We start from the raw sequence: 17773 nt of genomic DNA, 5'->3' as shown, positions 1-17773 counted from the left end.
GGCTTCTGAAATGTCAGGCGCAGCCGGGCGCCCGCCTGTTGGGTAATCTGGTAGAGATGCCGGGCAGCGCTTTCCCGCGTCAGGATGGCCGGATAGTTCTGGCCCGTGCGGGCCTTGCGGTCTGTGGCCAGCGTCAGTCTGGAAACTGCGAGCTGTGGGCTTTTCAAAGCAGCCTGGTCCGGCAGGCTCAGAAAATCAGCCTGACTCTGGTGCGCCCAGGTCACGCTGACAGCCCGGCCTGAGCAGGAGGCTTCGCTGAGCTGCCAGCCGTTGGCAACAGTGGGCTGAGCCAGCAGCGCCTCCATGCAGGGTTCGGCCACGTCCACGGCCCTGGAGCGGGAGAGCGTGGTGAAGTCTCTGCCCTTGGCCTCTATCAGCTCCTGATCCGGCGCGCCCTTGTGAGCGCAGCTGAACAGGAGGACGCCAAGAAGAAGGGCTATGCTGCGCAAGAAGTGAGGGTTTTTCATGTGCTACCCTGTAATATGATTGTCATTACACGTTTCTAGTGTTATTCTTTTGTCATGATTGTGAGCTACAAAGACAGCCGGGCGGAAAGCCTGTTTCGGGGCATCCGCGTTGCCGACCTGCCGTCGGATATCCAGCGCGCCGCCATGCGCAAGCTCAAAATTCTGCACAACGCCGTTTGCCTGAATGACGTGCGCGTTCCCCCGGGGAACCGGTTGGAAGCCCTCAAAGGTGACCGGGCCGGGCAATACAGCATCCGCATCAACAGCCAATGGCGCATCTGCTTTGTCTGGAGTGAAGGAAACGCGCATTGTGTCGAAATTGTTGATTACCATTAGAGCGTTTTGCTAATGAAATTAGCTAAACGCTCTGGCAGGGCGCAGCCATTCCCGCCGCGCAGGCGCAGGCGAAATTTACTTTCGCCGTTAAGCGCCGGAGCGAGCGTTTTAAAAGCAATATACTCTAGGAGGTCATGATGCACGACCGCATGCCGCCCGTTCATCCGGGCGAAATTTTGAACGAAGAGTTTTTGAAGCCTATGGGGCTGAGCCAGACGCGCTTGGCCCTGGACACGGGCATGCCGCAGAGCCGGGTTCAGGGCATTGTCGCCGGCAAGCGCGGCATCTCCGCCGACACGGCGGTGCGTCTTGCCGCTTATTTCGGCAACAGCGCGGAATTCTGGCTTAACTGTCAGGTTACCTATGAGCTGGATATGGTTGCCCATTCCGGCAAACGCGCTGCAATTCTGGCTCGCGTACATCCCCATTCCTCCGCCTCTAGTGCATTTTTTGATTGAAAATATTCATTTTCAATCACTGCGCCGCCATCATTTCGCGTCCAGAACGCGGTCTGGACGCTCATTCGGCGCGGGCGCCAGCTAACGCTGTCGCCAGAGCGGTTTAGCTAATTTCATTAGCAAACCGCTCTAGTGCTCCGACACTTCCATGACCTTGTTGCCCTGGTAGATGGTCACGCGCAGGGCCAGGCCATTGGCCTGAAGAGCCGCAAAAAAGTTTTTCACCGCGTCCACAAAGATGCCGGAAAACCTGGCGGAACTGCGCATTTCATAGTCGTTCTGCGCATTCCAGATCAGGCTGTAGCCGGCTATGGCGGCCCAGCCTTCCATCAGGCCGCGCAGCATTTCGCCCTTGTGGATCTCCCAGACGGGCACGGCCTCAATGGCCGTGGCGGCTGCCGGCATCGGGGCTTCGCTGGAGGACGCGGTCGGACACGCTCTTTTCCACGCCTGACATGCAGGTCGCGGTCTGCTCGCCCATAAAGGCGGCCAGGGCTTTTTCATGCCTTTTCTGGAGTTGTGTTTGCGCTCCAAGAAAAGCATTCTGGATCGTGACCATCATCAGCAGCGGGTCATCCACCGGCACGGCCAGATTATGCTTTTTGGCCAGCAGGGCGCGCACGTCCTCCACGGACAGGCCCAAGCCGTCCGGCAGGCATGGCTCCGCTTCGGGCGCGGGCGAAGATTGCGGCGCGTTGTCGGCAGCGGCAGCAAAGGCAGTGGGCGTTGCATCCGGCCGGTTTTGCAAGATTTCCTCAGGAGGCAGATCGTCGGACATGGGTCAGCCTCCTTAAAGCAAATCCGCCTGCTCGACGCAGGAGAGAATCTGATTCCAGTAGCGCCGCAGGCGCGCCTTGACCGCAATGGAGGTGGAGCTGCCGTTGATCCCGGCCTCAAAGCTCTGGCGCTTGGCAAACAGTTCTTCCAGATCCTTGCCGATCAGGGCCTTGTTGCCCATTGGCAGTTCGATCAGCGCATGGAACTGCGAGGAGTACTCCTTGTAGATTTTGAACTCCTCAAAACCCTTGCCGTCTATGGCAATCTCGCCAAAAAAGGGATTGAGCCAGACCACAATGGGGGAGGTGGGGAAGCCCGAGGGCCAGCCTGGCCAGACCCTGGATCGTGTCGCCCAGGGCCTGACCGCCCGTGACGATGGAATGAAAAAAGACCTTGTGCCCTTGCTCTTCCAGCAGGGGCAGAAAGTCGTTTTCCGCGAGATACGCGCCCAGGGCAATGAAGGAGGACGCGCCATTGTCCACAATGACGTGTGCGCCTTGCGGAGCGTTGACCAGAGCTTCCAGCAGCACGTCAAACTTGCGGGCGTCAATGTTCCCGTCCCGCATGATGTCCAGAGAAGCCACATTGAACTCTTTGAACGAAGAGAGGGTGGCGTTTACCGGGTCCGTGTCGTAGGCCAGAACCTCTTTTTTGAAATGCCGGAGAGCCTGGTACAGCATCACGGCGATCATGGATTTTCCCACCCCGCCCTTCCCTTGCAGTATAAAATGGATTGTGGCCATGTATTAATTCTCCTTATCCAGTCCCAAGGGATCATAGTCGGTATCCAGCTCGCCAAATTTATGTCTTTTAACGCCCACAACGCGCGGGCCGCTTCTGGCCGGGGCGTTATCTTGTCCAGAACCGGCCAGGGCGTTGGCGGCAACTGGAGACCGTTGATTTGCGCTGGGCCGATTCTTCTTGTTTCCTTTGCAAAGCTCACAAAACCGCGTGTAACTCATGCTGATCCGGCCAACCTCGGACAGTTTTTCAAAAGCCATTTTCTTGGAGTGCCCGGCGGTCAGAAGTCGTTGCAGTTCAAGCTGCACGGCAATGAACTCCACTTTTGCAGATCCCCAGCGAAGACGTGTCATGCCGCCCGCCCTGGCAAACCAGTGCGCCATTGCATGAGGAAATCCAGGATGCCCATCGCCGTATCAACCTCTTCCGCGTGCGGCGCTTTGCCCTGCCGATGGAGCAGAGACCACAGGCCCCAGGCCGGACCCCTCTTGCTCTGCCCATCGGCAAAGCGCGAGAGGAAAGCCTCAAAGACAGGACGCGCTGCTTCCAGGGCCGGATCAACCCGGCGGCGCTCTTCCAGGCGCTTCAGGCAGCGTTGAACCTGTTCCCCTTTTTCTGGAGTCATGGCCGATTCGCCCACTGGTGACGCCGAGGCCTCGGGCGCTTCATCCAGCCAGCGCTGACCACGCAGCCAGTTCACAAGCTGCGGCACAAAGCGGCCATGCTCCTTGTTCCAGCTTGCCGAAGCGCGAAAGCGATCCAGGGCCGCCAGCAAAATATCCAGGGCCGGCAGCGCGCCGCACCGCCAGAGCCGATGCCACGCGGATCGGGCCAGCTCCTTTGCCTCTTGGCGCGGATAGACAGCCCAAAGGCGCTCAAAAAGGGAGTTGGCCGCAAGAAAATCCCCCCCACCCCGTTTGACGCGGGCAGGCATTGCGCGGGAATGCGTTGCGCAATGTGTGGGGGGTAAGGGGGGATATTTTTCTCGATTTTCTTTAAACTCTTTTCTGTAGCCAGAGTTTGCCTGGGGGTAGCCAAAGTTTGATCCCTCTCTGACCGAGACGGCGGAGGCAGTGGACGCCGCCCCGGCACGGGGCCGCAGCAGCACATAGGTGGAGGACCGATACGCCGCGCGGCGGATGGCCAGCAGCCGGGCGCGTTCCAGCTCACCCAACCAATTTTTGATGCTTGAAACGCTGTAGCCCAGTTCTTGCGCCAGAAGCCTATGGGAGGGCCAACAGTGATCCTTGTCAAAGGCGTGATTGCAAAGAAGCGCATAAAGCATCTTTGCGCCGGGCGAGAGCTTTTCTTGCAGCACGAATGCCGGTAAAATGGGGCCGGTTATCCGGCCTCGTGGGACGAAAGTTTCCATGTCTGATCACTCCAGACAGGCCAAGAAAAAGAGCGTAAAACAGAGCTGCGGAGCTTGACGCCGCTAAGCCTTTCGGCTAGAGTTAATCCACAAAATTTGCGGATCACTCCCGCAGATGGGCCTCTATGTTGACGCATAGAGGCTTTTGCCTTTCCTGGGCCTATGCTTTTCTCAAATACGCTCCTGCGCTTGAGTGAATCCGGGCGGCTGGCTCGTCAGGCCGTGGGCGCCGAGCCCACAGCGACGCCGGACGCAAATGCGCCGGCGTTTCGCCTTTACGCTTCTTGCGCGGCTTCACGGACCCTTGAATTGCCCACGGAAACAATGAGGGGTCTGCCGCCAGGACTCTGTCTGTCCAGTCTGACGCGATAGCTCCAGTACCCCGTACAGGACAGCAGCTTATATTGGGCGTCCAGGCAGGTACCGTCTTCCCATACAGGGTTTTTGGCGCGCGGATTAAGGATCTGTACATGGGTGCCGGGATAGGCGACAGGCTTTGGGATCGTGCTTTCTTCAGGCATTGATGCTCTCCTTGGCATATCCGCTGACTAAAAAAATCAATTATTTCAACAAGTCGCATTTGGTTAGCAAGAGTTTGACAATAAAAAAAGAGTGCCACACCGCATAGGCGTAACACTCATTAATTATTAACTTCTTTTAACTATATCTTTACATTTGACTTTTTATGAAAGTCAAAGGTGGCATTCAGGCGAAAAACGCGGTTTTCGCCTGAATGTACGCCGCGTTGCGACGGCTGCCGCTTTCGCGTCAGCAGAGCATTTTCAAAGAGAAAATGCTCTAATTTCAACAGCAAACCGCTCTAAGCGCCGGCAGGCATGACCACCCCGCATGATACTGGCTTCAGAAGTTTTTTGACCGGCCATACTTGAAGATGGAGAGGTCCAGCGCCTGCTCTGCCGCCATTTTCTTGAGGCTGGAGTTTTCCTGTCGCAGGCGTTTGGCATCAAAAACATCCATGCCGCCAAACTTTGCCCGCCACTTGTAAAACGTGGCGTCAGAGATGCTGTTCTGTCGGCGCACGTCCACCACGCGCATGCCGGCCTCTGCCTGATTCAAAATCCCGATGATTTATTCCAATGCCTGCATGCAGGCTCTCAGGCGGTATCCTCTTTCTGCGCAAACTTGTAGCATGCTCCGTTTTCCATGAGGTGCCGGATCAGTTCATAGGGCTTTTCGCTACTGCCAGGATACTGCTCCTGAAACTTGTTCAGGATGAAGCTGTACTCGTTGCGCAGGGTTGTGGAGAATATGCCAGGATCATCCGTGCCGAGCACCACCTGCGGCGCGGGGCGCGAATCGTCAGGGTCCAGCCAGCGCATAAGATGATGGTCCTGCGTCACTTCGTAGCGACTGATGCGCACATTGCTGGTGGGGAGTGCTTCCACCAGGATGTTCTTTGTACGCATTTCCCTTATGATCTCATCTTGTACCGCGCGCAGCAGATCAGGTCCCGGCTGGTCCTCGGGGCGGATAGTGATAACAGCATCCCACTGATCACGCTGGTGATGATACCGCTGGAGTTCCTCACATGCCCTCGCAAAAATCTCATCACCAACCGAACTTTTTTCCCCGAGCACGGCCCTGCGCTCCTGCTGATGAAAGGGGTGGATCGGCTCATGCTCCCCTTGTATGTCACGAGGGTCATATGCGCGCAGTTCCCATGCCTTCCAGAGTATGGGCAGTTGCGGACAGGGGGTTACTTTATAAACAGTCGTATAGAGCCGGGCGATCCGTATTTCGAGCTGGGAGAGTTTCCCCTTATAGACTGCCAAGCGCGGGTGCTGATACAAGAGTCTGCTGAGCCAGATCAAAGTATCCAGCCACTGTCCGCCGGCACAGTGGATGGCTTCTCCGGTAGTGAATTTGGGGTCAAGCCCCAGGGCTGTAGCATGACCGATACGGTCTCCGCTACATAAGCCAAGAAAGGTGATAGCCTCATGCACCGCACGGATACCGCAGAGGAGGTGTACAAAGTCCTCACCTACATGGTATGTGGTGTGACTGATGCCTTCCCGCGTGAGGTAGCGGAACACAGGGGCAAATACCTCTGGCGGCGTGTCCAGCTCGTTTGCGGCGGCGTCCTTGCCCACCAAGGCCGCGTACAGGCCGGGGTTGCTATGCTGTAGGGACTGACGCACCGCCACCAATGCCTGCGCTTTGCGGAAAATTTCATCCCTCAATGTCCTGTGGCGGCAGGCGGCTCCGTCGTTGTCCGGCTTCTTGATGAAGTGGGCCACCAGCCCCAGGGAATAGCCGGATGACCGTACTGCCCGGCGTGTCCGCACCGCTCCATCCTTCAGTCGGGACTCCTCGCCCTGGCGCGGGCAGCCGGGACACGGAACAAACTTTGGGTCGGCGCCCTCTGTAGCCGCGCGATAGTCTCTCCAGATCCTCGTGAGCAGTTGAGAAGTTTCTTCAGGGCTGGACTTGGGCGAAAACCGAGCCTCCACATGTTTCATATCAGGGCCATACATACCATGAAACTGGCGAAAACGGGCTGTAAATCCCACATGTTGCGGAGATTCCGCTGCCTCACGCGCGCCCGCAAGCGTAATGTACTGGAACTGGTCAAAACCATACTGGTCAGGCTGCTGTACCAGCAAACGCAGATGCTGGTTCATCAGCAGTAAATAGAGATGCATCAGTCTCGCGAGGGAGTGGTTGTGAGTATGAAGCAAGATCCAGATGGCATGCAGCCACATGGCTCCTTCGCGTTGCACTGGAGTAGCGTTTCCTGGCACGGATGGATGGCGAAACGGATGGTGGCAGGTAAGAACTTCGTACTCTTTATCCCCTTTCAACAGTCTATATATTTTCAGAAATATATTTGGAATCTTGGAACGGGTATTGTAAGTCTGTAACAGACGGCAGAGATACATGCGTACTTCTGCAGCAGTATATAGATTGTGCAAAATCTGTCTGTGATCTGTGCGCAGTTGATGAAGAAAGAAATTTACGCGGGTTCCTCCAGCATCAAGTGCTTTGTAAATCTCATTATACGTCGTTCCCGCGTGCGCCAAGGAGTATAGCCAAACCGGAGTAAACTCACTCGCTCCGCTAAGATGGATATGCAAATCGCAGAGATGGCCACCATCCCCACCCTGAATAAGATTTTGCAGTCGCTGGTCATTGATTCCCGGCAGGGTTGAATAGGACAGGGCGTGGCGGACGCGCGCCATGCCGACGCCTTCTTCATGGCCGAATTTTTTGCAATGGCGCGCCCATACTGCTGCCAGGATGGGCACCGGGCTTTGGCAGGCAGCCACTTCGCGCTGCCAATCCTCCAGTTGTCCCGCACGGACATAGAGACGATCGTAATCAATCTTCAGGCAATGAGTGTCTCCGGCGTCGTCCATCGCTCCCAGGGCCATGAGAAGCATCTCTGCCAACGTATTCTTTTCATTAAAAGCCTGACTGACGCGATTGCGGTGCTGATGATCGGGAATGCGTATATGTTCGGTGCGCAGGCTCAATGCGACAGCCTCCCGCAGCCGCGCGCCCAGCTCCGACGGAGACCAAAAGAGCGCGCCAGGTTCCCGGTACACATCCAGCACCCGAGCGGCAGAACAAAAATGACGGAAAGTCCTCAAGGGCATTGGCTTCTGGTCCTCTTTGCATTCCCGGAGATGTATTTATGCGTGTTTTTTGTTATTTTCTTTGGATAGCAAGAGAATTGAGGGGAGAGTATGGATTGGGAAATTCTTTTTTCTCCTTATCGAAGAGTAAAACTACTTTATATGCTTCTTTAAGTTCTTCTTTATCTCTATCTTGAAACTTCATATATTCTGTATAGACTGGCATCTCTTTACCATTTTCATCTCTGCTTTTTAGATATAATCCCCAGAGAGGACAACTGAATACAAACGTAAATAGTGGCAGTATCTCACGGAGAGAGTACATCCCATTGTTTACTTCTGAAAGATTACTTACAAAAATTTGATCATTCGTAATAGGATTTGCCGAATCAATATTAATATTTCTCACTAACTGGCATAATAAAAATTCTTCTACAAGAATACTATTAAAGAAGGCAACAAGACAGCGATGCACATACATGCCAATGAATGTGTTTTCATTGCTACTTTCAGAATCTATCTTTCTCAATGATGCAAAAAAGCGATTCATTATCCTGGAACAAAGAACTGGTGATAAATGCAATTGGTCATTATCAAAATAACTACGCGTCCATTTTTTTATAAAACGAACGATATATCTTATGTTATTGGAAGAGATATCATCAGAGATACCATCAGAAATATCATCAGAGCTATCATCTCTATTTTCAGGAATGGCATCCTGTTCACAATATGCAGTATAGGTAGGAATTTCTTTATATTGTGTAAAAAACATTCTGATAAATTGTGGATTTTCGATCATATCTTCAAGAATTCCAATCAGAGGAAAGATAGAAAATATACGGACTTTTTGGCTTCCTTCCTGGATATCTACTATCAATATCGTCCAGACCCAGCACAAATGCATCCTTGCCAAGGATAGTCAGGCTGTCATTCAGAAAGCGGTGGAACGCCCGTTCCAGATCGACACCATGGTTTGCGGTGTCCATGCCCTTTTCCATAAGGAATTCAGCATCCATCCAGTCAATGGTCTCCGCGCGGGGGGCCGGACTTTTCAGATCGTCGCGCGTTTCGCCTGCGTATTTCAGACCTTTTGCAAGACCCCGCAGGGATCTTTCCCATTTCTCCAAAAGGCACGGTGTATTGGTGTCATCACACAGGGAGATCTCGCGGCGCCTGACGTCCTTTCGCACTTTCTGGACGATCTTGCCCAAAAGCGAGTGCAGTAGATGATCATGGAGGCCAAACAGTGTGGGGTCCATGATATCAAGCACGCAAAGATTGCCAAGCTGACCTTCCGAAGAGCCAGAACTGCCGCGTTTTCTGAGCGAACTCAGGGCCGAAGCAGGAAAGTGGTTTTTCCGGAGCCGCGCCTGCCATGGATCGTGATGACATCATGGTAACGCGCATAGCCGACATCCGGCGGTTCCGATGCAGAGACATTTTCCAGTTGTTTTTTGAACGACGGGATATGACGCACAATACTCTGGATACGTTCATAAAAAGTATTAGAGCATTTTCACTTTGAAAATGCTCTGCTGACGCGAAAGCTGCAGCCGCCGCAACGCGGCGTACATTCAGGCGAAAACCGCGTTTTTCGCCTGAATGCCACCTTTGACTTTCATAAAAAGTCAAAGGTAATCTGCTCTAAGTTCTGTTGGATGGAGAAAGGCGTTTTCGGAGAGCGCCGTGGCATGCTGGTTCTTGTCAAGGTCAATAAACAGCTCTTGTTCTTTCTTTTGCTCTGCCATGAAAAGCTCCTGTGAAAGCAACAGCGTGGTGGAAGATGCGCATTGCCCCACCCTAGGGCTGTCGCCAGAGTCGTGGGCGCGCACATTCCTGAAGCAGCCGAGGCATGGCAGGCACGTTGGGTCGCGGCGCTGTAGAACCGGACGCGCCCGGCCTGCGGGGCCAGGCCCCGCACGCGGTGAGGCGCTTTGCCCCGGCTTGGATTTACCCGGCCTTTGGTGTAGCGTCCGGCCATGGACACAAAGAAACTTCTGCTCGTCTCTCTGGGCCATTTGTCGTGCGACGTGAACGGCGGGGCCCTGCCTGCGGTGCTGCCCTTTCTGATCACCAATTACGGCTTCAACTACCAGGCCGCGGCCGGGCTGATGTTTGCCTTTTCCTGCCTCGCCTCAATCATCCAGCCGCTGTTCGGCTGGATCTCGGACAGGTTCTCCAAGCCCTGGTTCATTCCCCTGGGCGTGCTGCTGGCCGGGAGCGGCCTGGGGGCCGTGGGCTTTATGAGCAGTTATTGGGCCATCTTCGCGGTGATCATGGTGAGCGGCGTGGGCGCGGCGCTCTTTCATCCCGAAGGGGCGCGCTTTGCCAACAGGGTTTCCGGCAGGACCAAGGGCACCGGCCTGAGCATTTTCTCCGTGGGCGGCAACGGCGGCTTTGTGCTGGGGCCGGTTCTGGCCGTGGCCGCGATCAACGGCTTCGGCCTGCGGGGCACTGCCGTGTTCGGGGCCATTTCCCTGCTCATGGCTTGCATTCTGCTCTCTCAGATCGCGCGCATGACAAGCCTGAAAAAGCCCCTGGCAATGAGCGGCTCACGCTCTGCGCGGGCCGCCGCGGAAAGCAAAAAGGCAGCGGCCGGGCAGGCAGAGGAGACAGAGGAGGAAAGCGTCGGCGAGAACAACTGGAAGGAGTTTTCCAAACTCACCGGAGCCATTATTTCCCGCTCCATTCTCTTTGTGGGCTGCAATACCTTTATTCCACTCTACTGGGTCGGTCATTTCGGGCAGTCCAAGGATGCCGGGGCCCTGGCCCTGACCTGCTTCTGCACCTTCGGCGTGCTCAGCAACTTCATCGGCGGCATGCTTTCGGATCGCTTCGGTTATCTGAAAATCATCCGGCTCGCGTATCTGCTGCTGATTCCGACCGTGATTCTTTTCGGCTTTGCGGATAATCTTTACGCGGCCTACGCTCTGCTGCTGCCCCTGGGCTTTTCCCTGTATGCGCCGTTCAGTTCCATGGTGGTGCTGGGTCAAAAATATCTGGCCAAAAATATCGGCCTGGCCTCGGGCGTGACCCTGGGCCTGGCCAGCAGCATGGGGGGCATCGCCGCGCCCGTGCTGGGCCGCATAGCCGACGTCTACGGCCTGCCCCGCGCCATGCAGAGCCTGACCGTGGTGGCGGTGCTGGGCGCATTTTTCGCTTTTCTGCTGGTTGCGTCCGCGTCCGCCAAAGCAAAGGAGGCCCAGGCGTGAAACATGCCCAAACCTATGTTCTGTCTCTGGGCGAAGCGACCGTTGTGGAGGAGGACGGCCGGATCGTGATGCTGGGCCTGTCCGCCAAGGGCAAGAGTGCCGTTCCTGCGGACGCGCTGTGCCAGGAAAGCCCGATCCTGCGCCGGGCCCGCGCCCAACTGGAGGAATATCTGGCCGGCCGTCGCAGATCTTTCGACCTGCCACTGGCCCCCCGGGGCACGGATTTTCAGCGCAAGGTCTGGGAGGCCCTGACCCGCATCCCCTACGGCGAGACGCGCAGTTACAAACAGATCGCCGAGGCCGTGGGCTGCCCCCGGGGCTGCCGGGCCGTGGGCCTGGCCAACAATCGCAATCCCATCAGCATTGTGATCCCCTGCCATCGGGTCATCGGCGCGGACGGCAGCCTGGTGGGCTACGGCGGGGGCCTGCCGCTCAAAAAAGCTCTGCTTAGGCTTGAAGGGAGCCTTTGAGCGGGTCGGGAACCGCCGGGGCAAGGGTTGCCGCCTTTGCCGGGGCCTTGGCAGCCGCGGTTTCGGCGGCTTGCAGCAGGTACACCGCGCGCTGCGGGCGACTGAGCAGAAAGCGCGTGCGGCGCAGCACGCAGAAACCGCAGGCGGCGGCAATGCGTTCCACCTCGTCGTGGTTCAGGCGAAACACATATTCCGAGGGCCGCCGGCGCGCTTCGGGCAAGTGACTGTCCTTGGTATGGTAGCGGTTGCCGCGCACGGCGTTGTAGGCCTTGTCCACCACGTCGCAGGCAATGAGCCCGCCGGGACGCAGGGCCGGGCGGTAGGTGCGCAAAAAGCCTTCCAGGCTTGCGCCCGGGATGTGATACAGCCAGTTCACGGAAAGAATGGCGTCCACGGCCTGCGGGGGCCGCACGGGCCGCATGGCGTCGTCCTGCCAGACATCCAGGCCGCAGCCTTGCTCCCTGGCAAGCTCGCGGCATAATTGCAGGGCTTCGAGCTGGACATCCGTGCCTTGCAGGCGGCTGAAGCCTTGCCGGGCCAGCCAGAGCAGATTGGCCCCGCTGCCGCAGCCCGGCTCGAAGATCAGGGCGTCGCGCGGCAGGGTCTCGGCGAGCCAGGAGCAGGCCGCGCAGACATGCCGCCGCCACCGTCTGCTCAGTATGGCGTAGCTGTGCCAGGGGTCGGCGCCGCTGGCGCGCACCAGACGCTCCACAAGCGCCGGGGAAAAGCTCAAATCATGGCCGAAGGGCCAGCGATCCCTGAAATATCCGAGCGCGCGCATCTGCATGCAGCCTCCTGCGTGTGTACGGTGAAGAAAAACATGCCGCGGCCGGATTCGGATGTCAGGCATGTGTATGCATGTAACAAAAGGTTGCTTTCGCCGCCTTATGGCGGTGTGCGGCAGATGGTTCGGCAACATTTTGTTGCAGCGTGCCCCATTTGTTGCCGAGTCCTCTGCCGGTCAGGCTTCCTGCGGGGAATGCGCGGCGGCAATGACTGCGGAATCCACAATGACCGCATCGGGATTTTTGGGATACAACAAATATCTGCCGAAGTTGCCGTCGTCTTTGTCAATGACCGATAGCCCGGCGCAGGGGGCATCCGTGGCGCTGATCGTGAGAATGATCAATCCAATACAGGCTGTGGCCTTGGCCGTGTCGATGGCTGAGCCCCGCCCGCGCCGCCCCCGCAGTCACTGCCTCTGGCTTGCGCAGCGGCTTTTCGTTTTGCTCCCGTTTTGCGCCGCGTCCGCGCCTGGCCGGGATCAGCGGTTTTTTTTCATGGCTGCCGCCAGATACATCTGGTATTTGCGCGCCTCCTGTCTGGCGTGCGCGCCGCAATTGCCCAGGGCGTGCGGAGCGGGCCAGCGCAGCAGCACGGGCAGATAGCCGTGCGCGGCGCAATACGCCTCCACTATCCCATGATATTCCGACGGGATATAACCGTCATAAACCGCCGTACGGCCCTCGGCCCGGCTCAGCGCCAGGGCAAGATACTCCGGCAGCAGCCCCGCGGCGCAGATCCGCCGCACGGCATGGCTGATCTGCGCGGGATTGAAGCTCCGCGCCGCGCAGGCGCGCAGGGGCTCGGCGCAGGCAATCTGCCCGGCGGCGATCTGCGCGATCAGCATGTCTCCGACAATGGCGGCGTGCGCGCCGAAAATTTCCCGGCGGATGGAAGTCTTGCCGGAGCCGGACTCCTGCAGGAGCAGAAAGATACAGGGTTTTTTGCGGCGGATATGGTAGACAAAACGCGGCAGAGGATCGCCGATCTGCTGCGGACTCTGCCCCATGTCTTTCCAGGCGTAGCCGTTGAGGATGGATTCCAGCAGGCGCCGGGTGGGAAAGCGGCGCACGTCTATGCTGCGCCGCACCTCAACCCATTGCGCCTCGTCGCCGGGCGCAATGCCAAGCTCCAGAACCAGCAGGCCGTCCGGCGCGAGCATGCCCGCCAGTGAATGAAGCAGCTTCTCCTGATCCACGGCGTAATGCAGGGCCGAGGCGCAGAGAATGACATCGAATTTTTGCGTTGGGTCCAGATCTTCCCAATCCTGCTCAAGAAAGACGCACTCCGGGAAGAAGCGCCGCGCAGCGGCAAGAAAGGACGCGTTCCGGTCAATGCCCAGCACCTTGCGCGCGCCCTCAAAAAAAGCGTAGCCACAGAAAAAGCCCTCGTTGCAGCCCACATCCAGAAAACTTTTGCCCGCCAGCGGGGGCAGAGCCAGACAGGCAAGCTTTTCCAGAGAGTTGGAGGAGCCGGTACGGTAAGGGAAGGTCTGATAAGCGGGCATCTGCTGTTCCTTCACTGCATGACGAAAGGCCGGAACCCGGCCCGAGGCTGAAGCCGTCGAGCTTGCCGCGGCCAGGCTTTGCCGCCTGCCGCAGTCATGCGCGCTTGAAAAAAAGCCCTTATGGCTTGAGCGGGAAGAGGTTTGCGCGTGGCAATCTTTTGGTCATACATACCCTAAAAATGCAATCCCGGCTATATCCCCTTTTGCCTGCGCGCCAGGGGCAGGGCCCGGCTGTCGGCCGCCGGGCTGCGGAACAGCCACGCCGGGCAGTCTCGGGACAGGGGACAAGAGCATCCGACTGCAAGGCCGAGCGAGGAAAGGTATCACGGCATGTAAAAATCCAAATCCGCATGGATCGGGAGCGGATGAAGACTGAGAGCGGCGAATTGCCATCTTTGCAATATTTGATTATCTATATTGCACCCGGACGGATCACATGATCTGTCCCTTATTCCGAATACAAGGGCGCTGCCCGAACAGGAGATAGTATCATGGCTGAAAACAATGAAGAACCTATGGATGCCTTGCGCAATGAGTTGACCAACCTGCGCGATCAGGTGGAAACACTGGTCAAATCGCTGGGCGAGAGCGGATCGGCCGTATCGTCGGATTTGATCGCCAAACTGGAGAACGAACTGGAGCATTACCGGAAAATGGCCACCGACAAAATGCACCAAATGTATGAGGCAGGCAGCGCGGGCGTGGAAAGCATGGGCGAGCATGTGCGCAAGCACCCCCTGACATGCGTGGCCGTGGCCTTCGGCGCGGGTTGCGTGCTTTCCTGGTTGTTCCGTCAAGCCAGGTAAGCAGTCCCGTGAAAGGTCTGACTGAATGCATCATCAGTTTTTTCGACCTGCTTGAGGCCGAAGGGCAGCTCCTGCGGCACAATGTTCTGCGCACGTTGCGCATGGCTTTGCTGCTTGCGCTGGGGCTGCTCTTCGGCGTCGCGGCTGTGGCTTTTTTTGTGGCGGCCTTGTACAAGGCCCTCTCGCTTGTGCTGCATCCGGCCTGGGTGTTGTGCATCATCGGGCTGATCTGCGCGGGCATCGCCGGAGGCTTGTTATGGATGTCGCTCCCAAAGAAAAAAACTGCAGCGTAGGGGAAGCCAAGGAGCGTTTGCGTTCTGCTGCGGCCCGCTTTGATCCCCTGGCCTTTCTCAAAAGAAGACCGTTGCGCACTGTGAGCACGGCTTTTCTGGCGGGCCTGGCCTGGGGATCGCTGCGCTGCCGCGCGGCTGCGGCAGGCCTGCTGCCCTTGGGGCTTCAGGCCTGGACCCTGGCCGAACGCCTGGGCCTTGCGCCCAGGCGGCGGTGAGCGTCAGAGTATGGCAGTTTTACAATACTCTAGCCGTCTTGCGGCGTGGGTTCCGCCCCACTGACCGGAGGCAGGCCCTGAAGGGCCTGGCCTCCGGTCAGTGGGGCGGAACGAAACCTGTGACGCGCGGCGCTTGAAAGTTACTCTGATCAAGCATATCGCTTTTGAAACACTCGCTCCGACGCTTCACAGCGAAAGTAAATTTCTCCTGCGCCTGTCTCTGCTGTCGCCATCCGCAAGGCGGCACAGCCGCCACACGCAAAAAACCCCGATCAGTCACAATGATCGGGGTTTTTTACTTTTCTGGTGGAGCTGGACAGAATTGAACTGACGGCCTCTTGAACCCCATTCCGAGCATACTATCTTAACTCTCTTTTTCAATTTTCCATATTTTCCTTGCCAGGCAAGGAGATTAGACATACAAGACCTTAACACCTCCTAACCGTTTTTCCCCTTCTTTTGCTTTAAAATGTGGGGCCATTGTGGGGCCAGAATGAGCAGAGAGAAGAAACCTACCTCATATCCCGGTGTCAGATACCGCGAACACGCGACTCGAAAACACGGGGTACGCCAAGACCGCTATTTTTTCATCCGCTACCGGGTAAACAGTCAACTTAAGGAAGAAGGCGCAGGCTGGGCTTCTGAAGGCATGACTGCCGAAAAAGCGAGCAAGCTCCTTGGTGAGATTCGTGAGAACATCCGTCTTGGAGCCGGGCCGCAATCCCTGACTGAAAGACGCGAACAGAACGAAGAAGCCAAAATCCGCGAGCAGGAACGCGCACAACGTGCCCAACGGCAATCTGTCCTTTACGGGAGATTCTTCGAGGAGGAATATTTCCCCACCACTAGCCTTAAAAAGAAAAAAGGCAGCATCGAATCCGAAAAAGCCTTGCACACGAAATGGATTTCACCTGTCCTCCAAACCGTACCCCTCTTAGAAATAGGCTACTCCCATATTGAGAAAATTATAAACTCAATGCGGGAAGCTGGCAGAAAGCCGCGCACCATAAAATATGCCCTCTCTGTGATTTCTCAGGTATGAACATATGCCAAGGATAAAGGCATCGCCAGCGGCGATTCCCCAACGAGGCGATTCAAAATCTCGCGCCTTGATAATGAACGCGCTCGATTCCTTACCAGGGAAGAAGCCAGGCTGCTCCTTGATGAATTAGGAAAGCACAGCCTGGAGTTACGGGATATGGCAACCCTCTCCTTATTCTGTGGCCTGCGTGCCGGAGAGATATTCAAGCTCCAGTGGGCGGACATAAATATGGATACGGGCACTATCTTCCTTCGTGGGACTAAGGCTGGCAATTCTCGCTATGCCTTCTTTACTGACGAGGTGCGCCATATCCTTACAGAGCGCGCCAAAAGCTCAGCCGGACGCGACCAATTATTGTTTCCAGCCACTAACGGCAACAAACGTGAGCGAGTTTCAAAAACCTTTCGGAAGGTTGTCAAAGAACTTGGCTTGAATGACGGGATTGATGATCCAAAACAGCAGGTGGTATTTCATACTTTGCGCCACACTTTTGCCTCCTGGCTCGCTCAGGGGCAAATCCCCCTGTATAATATCCAACGTCTCATGGGTCATTCAGAAGCCAGAATGGTTCAAAGATATGCCCATCTCAGCAGCGAAAGCATGAGGCAGGCTGTCAATGTGCTCAACGGGGCACTTGAGCCAACAGAGGGAAGAAAAGAACAAGCGAGGGTTATTCGCTTCAGGAAACAGACGAATTGATCCCTTGATAATAACATGTAAAATTTCTTCCAGATTACTAGCTAATATCTCTATATTTAGCAATCAAGTTAAGTAATCACAAACACTCATACAAAATATAAAAACATATTTATATAACATAGCTATATTTAAATACAAGTATGGTATGATGCAATGAGTAAAATAATCATTAAAAAAAATGAACCGATCATCTTCTAAAACAAGGTAAAATATAGGTAAAAATAAAAAAATTTTGGATGAGTAATGGTAAGAAAGGGATAGATACCTCTAAGAGAATATCTCTGATAATAAAAAAAATGATTCTGATATGCTTAGAGAGAACTTGAATGGCTGAAAAAAATTACTTGATAGAAATTCTAGGATTGAAATTGAATAAGCTGGCAAACTGGCTAATCATGAGTTTATATAACTGGTTTTGGTATTCTTTGCCTACTATGAAGCTGTCATGAATACAAAGACAGCAAATATCATCTTCTGCCAAGGATAGCATAATTTGTTCAGCTATAGAGCTATCAAGAAATTGAAGCCTTACTCCGTAGCCTGTACATAGATATTTCTGGATAGGGCTATGAGTTTCTTTCAAAGTCTCAAGAAGTATTTTTGGAGAAGGTGGAAGAAGACCTGTTTTATCTGTGAACTGCCTGTTTTCAATATTGATAGCCTGCATGGCGGAAGTTTCATTATTGGCATTGATGGCTATATTTACAGCCTTCTTAATGACGGGCCGGAAACAGCTATTGATGCCAGGTAATGCATAGAGGTCGCCCGCAGGAGGAAGCAAATTTTCCAGCCCGTAGAGCATACTTAAATTGTAGTAGTTCAGACTTGATCTGACAGTAGTCTCCGTTTTGATGGGTCCGTTGTCTGGTTAGTTGAGCTGCCCGACCTTTTCCTTCCAGATGGCCTTGCCGTCAAGCAGGGTTTGCATGGGCGTCCGTCCGCAACACATCTTGCCCTGGTGGCTTCGCTCCGTGTTGTACTCATTCAGCCAGGCAT

The 17773-nt window shown here is 55.5% G+C and carries 27 protein-coding genes, 1 other RNA gene and 1 pseudogene; 9 read left to right on the top strand and 20 right to left on the bottom strand.

The genetic code is table 11. The features are described from left to right. Window positions 1–467, bottom strand: a 467-nt coding sequence (locus tag G7Y52_RS12485; RefSeq protein ID WP_165072377.1) for a hypothetical protein, incomplete at its 3' end; no start/stop codon positions are given. 54 nt (window positions 468–521) lie between these two features. Here G7Y52_RS12485 and G7Y52_RS12480 point away from each other — a divergent pair. Then, window positions 522–803 (top strand): type II toxin-antitoxin system RelE/ParE family toxin, encoded by a 282-nt coding sequence (locus G7Y52_RS12480; protein ID WP_165070947.1) that lies wholly within the window; start codon window positions 522–524, stop codon window positions 801–803. Between the two features lie 134 nt (window positions 804–937). After that, on the top strand, window positions 938–1261 hold the full coding sequence (locus G7Y52_RS12475) for a HigA family addiction module antitoxin (RefSeq protein ID WP_241159744.1): 324 nt from the start codon (window positions 938–940) through the stop codon (window positions 1259–1261). A 129-nt stretch (window positions 1262–1390) separates the two neighbouring features. On the opposite strand, the gene G7Y52_RS12470 is transcribed toward G7Y52_RS12475, so the two are convergent. From G7Y52_RS12470 to G7Y52_RS12410, 14 genes are all read right to left on the bottom strand, one after another. Continuing rightward, window positions 1391–1666, bottom strand: a complete 276-nt coding sequence (locus G7Y52_RS12470; protein ID WP_165072419.1) for a toxin co-regulated pilus biosynthesis Q family protein — start codon at window positions 1664–1666, stop codon at window positions 1391–1393. Further along, window positions 1641–2039, bottom strand: a complete 399-nt coding sequence (locus G7Y52_RS12465; RefSeq protein ID WP_165072416.1) for a hypothetical protein — start codon at window positions 2037–2039, stop codon at window positions 1641–1643. The genes G7Y52_RS12470 and G7Y52_RS12465 overlap by 26 nt, the downstream gene beginning before the upstream one ends. Before the next feature lie 12 nt (window positions 2040–2051). Beyond that, the gene (locus G7Y52_RS15375; RefSeq protein ID WP_241159743.1) at window positions 2052–2333 is read right to left on the bottom strand and encodes a hypothetical protein; all 282 of its coding nucleotides are present in this window, start codon (window positions 2331–2333) and stop codon (window positions 2052–2054) included. Continuing rightward, window positions 2278–2781: a hypothetical protein gene (locus tag G7Y52_RS12460; protein ID WP_241159742.1), complete on the bottom strand. Its 504-nt coding sequence runs from the start codon at window positions 2779–2781 to the stop codon at window positions 2278–2280. Before G7Y52_RS12460 ends, G7Y52_RS15375 begins: the two co-directional genes overlap by 56 nt. Window positions 2782–2784: 3 nt before the next feature. After that, complete coding sequence (locus tag G7Y52_RS12455; RefSeq protein ID WP_165072414.1) at window positions 2785–3132, bottom strand: TraK family protein; 348 nt, start codon at window positions 3130–3132, stop codon at window positions 2785–2787. Further along, window positions 3129–3713 (bottom strand): hypothetical protein, encoded by a 585-nt coding sequence (locus G7Y52_RS15370; protein ID WP_241159741.1) that lies wholly within the window; start codon window positions 3711–3713, stop codon window positions 3129–3131. The genes G7Y52_RS12455 and G7Y52_RS15370 overlap by 4 nt, the downstream gene beginning before the upstream one ends. Window positions 3714–4352: 639 nt before the next feature. Beyond that, an RNA gene (locus tag G7Y52_RS12445) (hammerhead ribozyme type II) lies at window positions 4353–4426 on the bottom strand. Next, complete coding sequence (locus G7Y52_RS12440) at window positions 4427–4672, bottom strand: hypothetical protein (protein WP_165072409.1); 246 nt, start codon at window positions 4670–4672, stop codon at window positions 4427–4429. 140 nt (window positions 4673–4812) lie between these two features. After that, entirely contained in the window at window positions 4813–4959 is a 147-nt protein-coding gene (locus tag G7Y52_RS12435) for a hypothetical protein (RefSeq protein WP_165072407.1), read from the bottom strand. 53 nt (window positions 4960–5012) lie between these two features. Continuing rightward, on the bottom strand, window positions 5013–5228 hold the full coding sequence (locus G7Y52_RS12430; protein ID WP_277424312.1) for a transposase: 216 nt from the start codon (window positions 5226–5228) through the stop codon (window positions 5013–5015). Window positions 5229–5266: 38 nt separating this feature from the next. Continuing rightward, a complete protein-coding gene (locus G7Y52_RS12425) occupies window positions 5267–7645 on the bottom strand; it encodes a hypothetical protein (RefSeq protein WP_165072402.1) in 2379 nt (792 codons plus the stop codon). Window positions 7646–7820: 175 nt separating this feature from the next. Continuing rightward, window positions 7821–8549 (bottom strand): hypothetical protein, encoded by a 729-nt coding sequence (locus G7Y52_RS12420; RefSeq protein ID WP_165072400.1) that lies wholly within the window; start codon window positions 8547–8549, stop codon window positions 7821–7823. 4 nt (window positions 8550–8553) lie between these two features. Then, window positions 8554–9021, bottom strand: a complete 468-nt coding sequence (locus tag G7Y52_RS12415) for a hypothetical protein (RefSeq protein ID WP_206215293.1) — start codon at window positions 9019–9021, stop codon at window positions 8554–8556. Beyond that, window positions 9014–9382 carry a hypothetical protein gene (locus tag G7Y52_RS12410; protein WP_165072396.1) on the bottom strand — a complete coding sequence of 123 codons (369 nt, stop codon included), beginning with the start codon at window positions 9380–9382 and terminating at the stop codon, window positions 9014–9016. The genes G7Y52_RS12415 and G7Y52_RS12410 overlap by 8 nt, the downstream gene beginning before the upstream one ends. A 347-nt stretch (window positions 9383–9729) precedes the next feature. Here G7Y52_RS12410 and G7Y52_RS12405 point away from each other — a divergent pair, with 347 nt between their 5' ends. Continuing rightward, window positions 9730–10962 carry an MFS transporter gene (locus G7Y52_RS12405; protein WP_165072394.1) on the top strand — a complete coding sequence of 411 codons (1233 nt, stop codon included), beginning with the start codon at window positions 9730–9732 and terminating at the stop codon, window positions 10960–10962. Window positions 10963–11030: 68 nt separating this feature from the next. After that, the gene (locus tag G7Y52_RS12400; protein ID WP_165072424.1) at window positions 11031–11432 is read left to right on the top strand and encodes a methylated-DNA--[protein]-cysteine S-methyltransferase; all 402 of its coding nucleotides are present in this window, start codon (window positions 11031–11033) and stop codon (window positions 11430–11432) included. On the opposite strand, the gene G7Y52_RS12395 is transcribed toward G7Y52_RS12400, so the two are convergent. From G7Y52_RS12395 to G7Y52_RS12385, 3 genes are all read right to left on the bottom strand, one after another. Beyond that, the gene (locus tag G7Y52_RS12395) at window positions 11410–12219 is read right to left on the bottom strand and encodes a class I SAM-dependent methyltransferase (protein WP_165072392.1); all 810 of its coding nucleotides are present in this window, start codon (window positions 12217–12219) and stop codon (window positions 11410–11412) included. The two genes, G7Y52_RS12400 and G7Y52_RS12395, sit on opposite strands and share 23 nt — an antisense overlap. A 174-nt stretch (window positions 12220–12393) precedes the next feature. Next, window positions 12394–12561: a hypothetical protein gene (locus tag G7Y52_RS12390; RefSeq protein ID WP_165072390.1), complete on the bottom strand. Its 168-nt coding sequence runs from the start codon at window positions 12559–12561 to the stop codon at window positions 12394–12396. 135 nt (window positions 12562–12696) lie between these two features. Continuing rightward, window positions 12697–13722, bottom strand: a complete 1026-nt coding sequence (locus G7Y52_RS12385) for a class I SAM-dependent methyltransferase (protein ID WP_165072389.1) — start codon at window positions 13720–13722, stop codon at window positions 12697–12699. A gap of 491 nt (window positions 13723–14213) precedes the next feature. On the opposite strand from G7Y52_RS12385, the gene G7Y52_RS12380 reads away from it, so the two are divergent. The 5 genes from G7Y52_RS12380 (at window position 14214) to G7Y52_RS12360 (ending at window position 16777) form a co-directional block, all read left to right on the top strand. Continuing rightward, a complete protein-coding gene (locus G7Y52_RS12380) occupies window positions 14214–14528 on the top strand; it encodes a DUF883 family protein (protein ID WP_165072387.1) in 315 nt (104 codons plus the stop codon). 8 nt (window positions 14529–14536) lie between these two features. Continuing rightward, a complete protein-coding gene (locus G7Y52_RS12375) occupies window positions 14537–14821 on the top strand; it encodes a hypothetical protein (RefSeq protein ID WP_165072385.1) in 285 nt (94 codons plus the stop codon). 17 nt (window positions 14822–14838) lie between these two features. Continuing rightward, window positions 14839–15036, top strand: a complete 198-nt coding sequence (locus G7Y52_RS12370) for a hypothetical protein (RefSeq protein ID WP_241159740.1) — start codon at window positions 14839–14841, stop codon at window positions 15034–15036. A 493-nt stretch (window positions 15037–15529) separates the two neighbouring features. Further along, on the top strand, window positions 15530–16078 hold the full coding sequence (locus G7Y52_RS12365) for a hypothetical protein (protein ID WP_165072381.1): 549 nt from the start codon (window positions 15530–15532) through the stop codon (window positions 16076–16078). 21 nt (window positions 16079–16099) lie between these two features. Continuing rightward, the gene (locus G7Y52_RS12360) at window positions 16100–16777 is read left to right on the top strand and encodes a site-specific integrase (RefSeq protein WP_165072421.1); all 678 of its coding nucleotides are present in this window, start codon (window positions 16100–16102) and stop codon (window positions 16775–16777) included. A gap of 340 nt (window positions 16778–17117) precedes the next feature. Here the strand turns inward: G7Y52_RS12360 and G7Y52_RS12355 are convergent, their stop codons facing one another. Further along, a complete protein-coding gene (locus G7Y52_RS12355) occupies window positions 17118–17579 on the bottom strand; it encodes a hypothetical protein (protein WP_165072379.1) in 462 nt (153 codons plus the stop codon). A 66-nt stretch (window positions 17580–17645) separates the two neighbouring features. Then, a pseudogene (locus G7Y52_RS12350) lies at window positions 17646–17773 on the bottom strand (IS481 family transposase); the annotation flags it as partial.

Source organism: Desulfovibrio sp. ZJ200, assembly GCF_011039095.1.
In the GTDB taxonomy this organism is placed as follows: Bacteria; Desulfobacterota; Desulfovibrionia; order Desulfovibrionales; family Desulfovibrionaceae; genus Desulfovibrio.
This window is presented reverse-complemented; position numbering and strand designations above follow the sequence as displayed.